Below are 6,016 nucleotides of genomic sequence, written 5' to 3'. Positions count from 1 at the left end.
TGCACATCAATAAATGAATTAACTGCTAAAGTAAAGTTATCCACAGTTATTTCAGGGTAGAGCTTTTTTAAAAAAACAGCCCCTAAAATTAGGGGCAGAATTTACGATAACCAAAGCGAAAACAGGCCTTCCGTGACACCCAAGTTATACATATAATAAATTCCGAAAACAATACTGATGACACCGGCAAGATAGTTTAAATGGTGGTTGATTTTTTTACCGGATGTTAATACGAATGGCAGCCCGATTACGGTGGAGAAGCTAAGCATTCCAATGACTGTTCCGCAGCCAAAAATTAGAATATACAAAGCACCCTGCCAAATGGTGGATACGGTGCTCATCGTTAAGAGAACCATGGCGGCACTACCGGCAAGCCCGTGAACAAATCCAATAAAAAACGATTTACCGTTTGAACGTTTTCCTTTTGTTCGTTCATGTGGATGCGGGTGATGCTTATGGTGAACAATCGATAACAGACTTGAAACGCCTAGCGTAACTAGCATAATACCTACGAGGAATTCAAGGCTCATCGCCATTTTATCGGTTATTGTATTTTTTGCGAGGATCAAAAACATACCGAAGATCAACAATGTTGAAGTGTGGCCAATTCCCCAAAAAACACCGGCAAATAAAGATTTCTTTATACTTTTAGATTGGCTGGCTATGGTTGAAACGGCAATCACGTGGTCAGGCTCAATCGCGTGCTTGATTCCGAGAATAAATCCAATCACTAAGATTGAAAAAAATGATCCCGTCATTTATGTCACCTCCATTTTTAATAGTCTATTAACATATTACAGGAAAAAATATCCTACCATTGTTGAAAATCATGACAAATTTCCGATAGATTTGTTTTTAAGCAAGCTGTATTATTCATAAATTAGATAGAAAAAAGATACGGCTGAATTTCCTATCTTCTTTAGTAAAGTGTTAAAATAAACAATGAATGAGAATATGGAGGGTATCACCTATGAAAACAAAATTAGGTTTACTATATGGAGGAAAATCTGCTGAGCACCGCGTATCATTACAAACGGCACTAGCGGTGATCAAGGCATTGGATCACGACAAATTTGATATTCATCCGATTTACATAAATGAAGAAGGTCGGTGGATTAAGGGTCCTCAACTAACAGGACCAGTGGAAGCAGTGAAGGAACTCGAATTTGCTGACGAGGCATCCCTTGCACCCACTGCTTTGGCACCAGCGCTTTTCCAAACAGAATCACAACAGGACGGAGCTCTTGATGTCATTTTTCCATTACTGCACGGACCAAATGGTGAAGACGGAACAGTACAGGGACTGTTAGAACTATTAAACTTGCCGTATGTTGGAAATGGTGTCCTTGCCTCTGCCGCAGGAATGGATAAAGTCATTATGAAAAACATCTTTGCTCAAGCAGGTCTTGCGCAAGTTAACTACGTTTCTTTTATCAAAAGTGAATGGGAAAAAACTCAAGAAGAGACTTATTCTAAGGTAGAAGCGGAGCTGGGCTATCCTTGCTTTGTGAAGCCAGCCAATCTTGGCTCAAGTGTAGGGATTAGTAAATGCCGAAATCGTGAGGAATTGGCAACAGCTTTTGCAGAGGCTTTTCAATTTGACCGCAAAGTGATTGTGGAAGAGGGTGTAGAAGCCCGTGAAATTGAGGTCGGGGTTTTAGGAAATGATGAACCTGAATGTTCGGTTGCAGGTGAAATTGTACCGAAGAAAGACTTCTACGATTATAAGGCGAAATATGAAGATGGAAATACGGCTTTGATCATTCCGGCCGACATTACGGAGGAAGAATACCAACAAATCAAGGAAATGGCCATTAAAGCTTTTAAGGCGTTGGATTGTTCAGGACTTGTTCGGGCTGACTTCTTTTTAACAAAAGACGGAAAGGCTTTGATTAATGAGGTAAACACGATGCCTGGATTCACCCCATTTAGCATGTTCCCGTTGCTTTGGAAGCATACTGGTGTGGAATACCCACAATTAATCAAGCGTCTTGTCCAGCTTGCTAAAGAGAGACATGATGTAAAACAAAAGATTAAGTTCACGTTTTAGAAAATGAATAACACGGCCTCAAGCCGTGTTTGTTTTCTGAAAAGAAGAATGGAAGGGGGACGTCAATTAATGATAAAACGATCTTTAACAAGGATTGCTGAAATGGTTCAGGCCCAAAATGAAGTGACCCCGTTTGCAGACACAATGATTACGGGAGTATGTATTGATTCCCGAAAAATCGAAGAAGGTAATTTATTCATCCCATTTAAGGGTGAACATGTGGATGGGCACAAATATGTAGTAGATTCAATTAAAAAAGGAGCAGCTGCCGCTCTTTGGCAAAAAGATGTACCTAACCCTCCTAAAGATCTGCCAATATTAATAGTGGACGACTGCATGGTGGCCCTACAGGAATTAGCACGCCAGTATCGGCAGGAGCTGCCGATTAGAGTAGTAGGGATTACGGGAAGTAACGGAAAAACGACAACGAAGGATATCACTTCAAGCCTGCTTTCTCTTAAATATAAAGTCCAAAAAACAGAAGGTAATTTTAATAACCATATCGGTCTTCCTTTGACAATTCTTGGCTTACATGAAGACACGGAAATCGCTGTCCTTGAAATGGGAATGAGTGCTAAAGGGGAAATAGAATTTCTGACAAAGCTTGCTTGTCCGGAAGCCGTTGTCATTACGAACATTGGGGAGTCTCATCTACTAGACCTTGGCTCCCGTGAAGGGATTGCTGAGGCTAAATTGGAAATTTTGCAGGGACTTCAAAATGGCGGATTGGCAGTCCTGCATGGGGACGAGCCGCTGTTGATGGAACGAATTCACGCGTATCAAGGTGAAGTTCAGGTGCAAACATTTGGTAGAAACGATACAAATGATTTATTCCCGACAGAAATTATTCAGCTTGAGCAGGGGAATCGGTTTAAAATCAATGCTTCCGAAGAAACATTTGATCTGCCTGTATTGGGAACTCATAATATCTTAAATACGTTGGCAGCTATGTTGATTGCCCATCATTTTTCTATTCCGTTTGAACAGATGACCGAGGGCCTACAAGGAATCAAACTAACAAATATGAGAATGGAGCTAGTGGAAGGGAAGCGCGGAGAAAAAGTCATTAATGATGCTTATAATGCGAGTCCTACTTCCATGATGGCGGCTATTGAATTAGTCTCAAATCTTCAAGGATACGAGCAGAAGATTCTCGTTCTTGGTGACATGCTTGAACTTGGTCCACAGGAAGAGCAGTATCATCTGCAAATCGGTGAAGGATTAAATCCTGAAAAGATTGATAAATTGTTTACTTATGGTAAATTAGGCAGCCACATTGCAGAAGGTGCGAAAAAGGTACTAGGAGAAGAACGCGTTTTTGCCTTTTTAGATAAAAAAGAGCTGATTGGTACATTAGAAGGTTTTGTAAATGAACAGACGTTAGTTCTTGTCAAAGCTTCCCGCGGCATGAAATTGGAAGAAGTCGTGAAGGCTATACAAAAATAGCCTTTATTGGGCAGGTGTTAAGGATGATTGGCTGCTTATGTATTCATGGCTTCACCGGGGCACCCTATGAGGTGGAGCCGTTGGTTACTTTTTTAAAAGAAAAGACAGATTGGGATTTCCGAGTGCCGACACTTCCGGGGCATGGCGAAGTGCTGTCATTGAAGGGGATTCATTATCAGCAATGGATCCATCATGCAGAGGAAGAACTAAAGTCGCTGATCGCAACCTGTGATGAGGTGTATGTAATAGGTTTTTCCATGGGCGGAATGATTGCCAGTTTTCTTGCGGCCCAATATCCTGTGGACAAGCTGATTTTACTGAGTGCTGCGGCTTATTACTTTCATCCTCGTCAGCTTGCCAGTGATCTTAGAGTAATGCTAAAAGATCTTGTAAACGGGAATCTTCAAAAAAATGAGCTGTTTTTACGATATAAAATCAAGTTAACAGAAACGCCTCTAGCGGCGGCCATTCAATTCCGTAAGTTGGTTGCATTTATTAAGCCGGTTTTGCCCCAGGTTAAAATTCCTACTTTAATTGCTCAAGGAGATCGTGACGGAATTGTTCCTCCGAAAAGTGCGGAATATTTATTTCAAACCATAGGCTCGGAAAAAAAGAAGTTGACCTATATCAAGGGTTCAAAGCACCATATTTGCCATTGCAAGGATAATGAAACATTATTCGTTGAGGTGTTGGAATTTTTATCATGTTAAACGGGGTCTTTATTGCTTTATAGGATTAGAAATGGTATTATTATTAACTATGTGTCTAAAGATTAATGTTATGAGGCATACTCCTTTGGAGAATGTCTTTTTTTTGGTAAAATAAACATATCTCTTTATGGTGATTCGGGAGAATAGATTTAGCACTAATTATGAAAAATATTTTTAAATAGATGAAGGAGAATGAAAACATTGACGAAGTTTGAAGAATTAGGCATTAGCCAGGCTACGTTAAAAGCCGTCCTCAAAATGGGTTTTGAGGAAGCAACCCCAATCCAGTCAGAAACAATTCCGTTGAGCATGGAAAATAGAGACGTGATCGGTCAAGCGCAAACCGGAACAGGAAAAACTGCTGCTTTTGGGATTCCATTGGTAGAGAAAATTGATTTAAAACAGGAAGCCATTCAAGGGATTATCATTGCACCAACAAGGGAACTAGCCATTCAGGTTTCTGAGGAACTTTATAAAATCGGTGCAGGAAAAAGAGTTCGCGTACTACCAATTTATGGTGGACAGGATATTGGCCGTCAGATCCGGTCGTTAAAAAAGGCCCCACATATTATTGTCGGGACTCCAGGACGTTTACTTGACCATATCAACAGAAAAACGATTCGTCTTGACCATGTTCAAACAGTTATTCTGGATGAAGCTGATGAAATGTTAAATATGGGATTTATCGAGGATATTGAATCAATCTTGAAGGAAATTCCAGAGCAACACCAAACGTTGTTATTCTCAGCAACGATGCCTGGTCCAATTCAAAGAATTGCTGAAAAGTTCATGAAGGACCCGCAAATCGTTCGTGTGAAAACGAAGGAAATGACTGTTCCTTTGATTGACCAGTATTATGTAGAAGTGCAGGAAAAAAGTAAATTTGATGTGTTGACACGACTTCTTGATATCCAATCACCTGAGTTAGCGATTATCTTTGGACGGACCAAGCGCCGTGTTGATGAATTATCTGAAGCATTAAATCTAAGAGGCTATACTGCAGAAGGAATTCATGGTGATTTAAGCCAAGCGAAGCGTTTATCTGTATTACGCAAGTTTAAAGAAGGCTCAATCGATGTTCTTGTTGCCACTGATGTAGCGGCTCGAGGCCTTGATATTTCAGGCGTTACACACGTATATAACTTTGATATTCCACAAGACCCTGAAAGTTATGTGCACCGTATCGGCCGTACAGGACGTGCCGGAAAAGCGGGTGTTGCGTTGACATTCATTACACCACGTGAAAAGCCGTATTTGTTTGTTGTTGAAAAAACAACCAAACGTAAAATGGAAAGAATGAAGCCGCCGACCCTTGATGAAGCACTTGAAGGTCAGCAACGTGCGGTAGTGGATAAAATCCTACAAACGATTGAAGCCAATAATCTTCAATATTATAAAGCAGCCGCAGAAGAGCTATTGGAAACAAATGATGCTCAAACTGTTGTAGCAGCTGTGTTAAAAATGTTAACGAAAGAGCCGGATACGACTCCAGTGAAGTTGACAGAAGAACAGCCTCTTCCTTCTAGAAAGGACAGAAAGCCAAATGATCGTGGAGGAGATCGTCGTCGGAAAGATGATTCCCGCGGCTACTCTGACCGCAGAAAAAAACCGTCCGCAAAGCCTCGCAGCGGAGAAAAACGGAACAGCGGTAAACCAAAATCTAGAAGCTACAATCATTAATCAATGAGCATGGACTTTTAGACAAAAAAACTAAATTTCCATTTAAAATTTTTAGTCCAATTCAACAGTGAATTGGACTTTTTATTTTGTCTGAGCACTTCAGACAGGGGAAGGTGAAAAATCGTTCGTG

The 6,016-nt window shown here is 40.7% G+C and carries 5 protein-coding genes; 4 read left to right on the top strand and 1 reads right to left on the bottom strand.

Going from position 1 to position 6,016, the window contains the following annotated elements:
- Positions 1-101: 101 nt before the first annotated feature.
- A complete protein-coding gene (locus tag V7083_RS16660; protein ID WP_335479881.1) occupies positions 102-758 on the bottom strand; it encodes an urease accessory protein UreH domain-containing protein in 657 nt (218 codons plus the stop codon).
- A 212-nt stretch (positions 759-970) separates the two neighbouring features.
- Here V7083_RS16660 and V7083_RS16655 point away from each other — a divergent pair, with 212 nt between their 5' ends.
- The 4 genes from V7083_RS16655 (at position 971) to V7083_RS16640 (ending at position 5,886) form a co-directional block, all read left to right on the top strand.
- Positions 971-2,050 carry a D-alanine--D-alanine ligase gene (locus V7083_RS16655; RefSeq protein ID WP_335479878.1) on the top strand — a complete coding sequence of 360 codons (1,080 nt, stop codon included), beginning with the start codon at positions 971-973 and terminating at the stop codon, positions 2,048-2,050.
- A 69-nt stretch (positions 2,051-2,119) separates the two neighbouring features.
- A complete protein-coding gene (locus V7083_RS16650) occupies positions 2,120-3,496 on the top strand; it encodes a UDP-N-acetylmuramoyl-tripeptide--D-alanyl-D-alanine ligase (protein ID WP_335479876.1) in 1,377 nt (458 codons plus the stop codon).
- Positions 3,497-3,519: 23 nt separating this feature from the next.
- Positions 3,520-4,206 (top strand): alpha/beta hydrolase, encoded by a 687-nt coding sequence (locus V7083_RS16645; RefSeq protein ID WP_335479874.1) that lies wholly within the window; start codon positions 3,520-3,522, stop codon positions 4,204-4,206.
- Between the two features lie 201 nt (positions 4,207-4,407).
- A complete protein-coding gene (locus V7083_RS16640; RefSeq protein WP_335479873.1) occupies positions 4,408-5,886 on the top strand; it encodes a DEAD/DEAH box helicase in 1,479 nt (492 codons plus the stop codon).
- The last annotated feature ends 130 nt before the right edge of the window (positions 5,887-6,016 follow it).

The sequence above is a fragment of the Bacillus sp. JJ1764 genome (assembly GCF_036962145.1).
Taxonomy (GTDB): Bacteria; Bacillota; Bacilli; order Bacillales; family Cytobacillaceae; genus Neobacillus.
Note: the sequence above shows the minus strand (reverse complement) of the source record. Positions and strands in the feature narration are given on the sequence as shown.

Bases quoted from the DNA above. Each gene is read 5' to 3' on its own strand.
- V7083_RS16660 (WP_335479881.1), bottom strand. From the start codon at position 758: ATGACGGGATCATTTTTTTCAATCTTAGTGATTGGATTTATTCTCGGA.
- V7083_RS16655 (WP_335479878.1), top strand. From the start codon at position 971: ATGAAAACAAAATTAGGTTTACTATATGGAGGAAAATCTGCTGAGCAC.
- V7083_RS16650 (WP_335479876.1), top strand. From the start codon at position 2,120: ATGATAAAACGATCTTTAACAAGGATTGCTGAAATGGTTCAGGCCCAA.
- V7083_RS16645 (WP_335479874.1), top strand. From the start codon at position 3,520: ATGATTGGCTGCTTATGTATTCATGGCTTCACCGGGGCACCCTATGAG.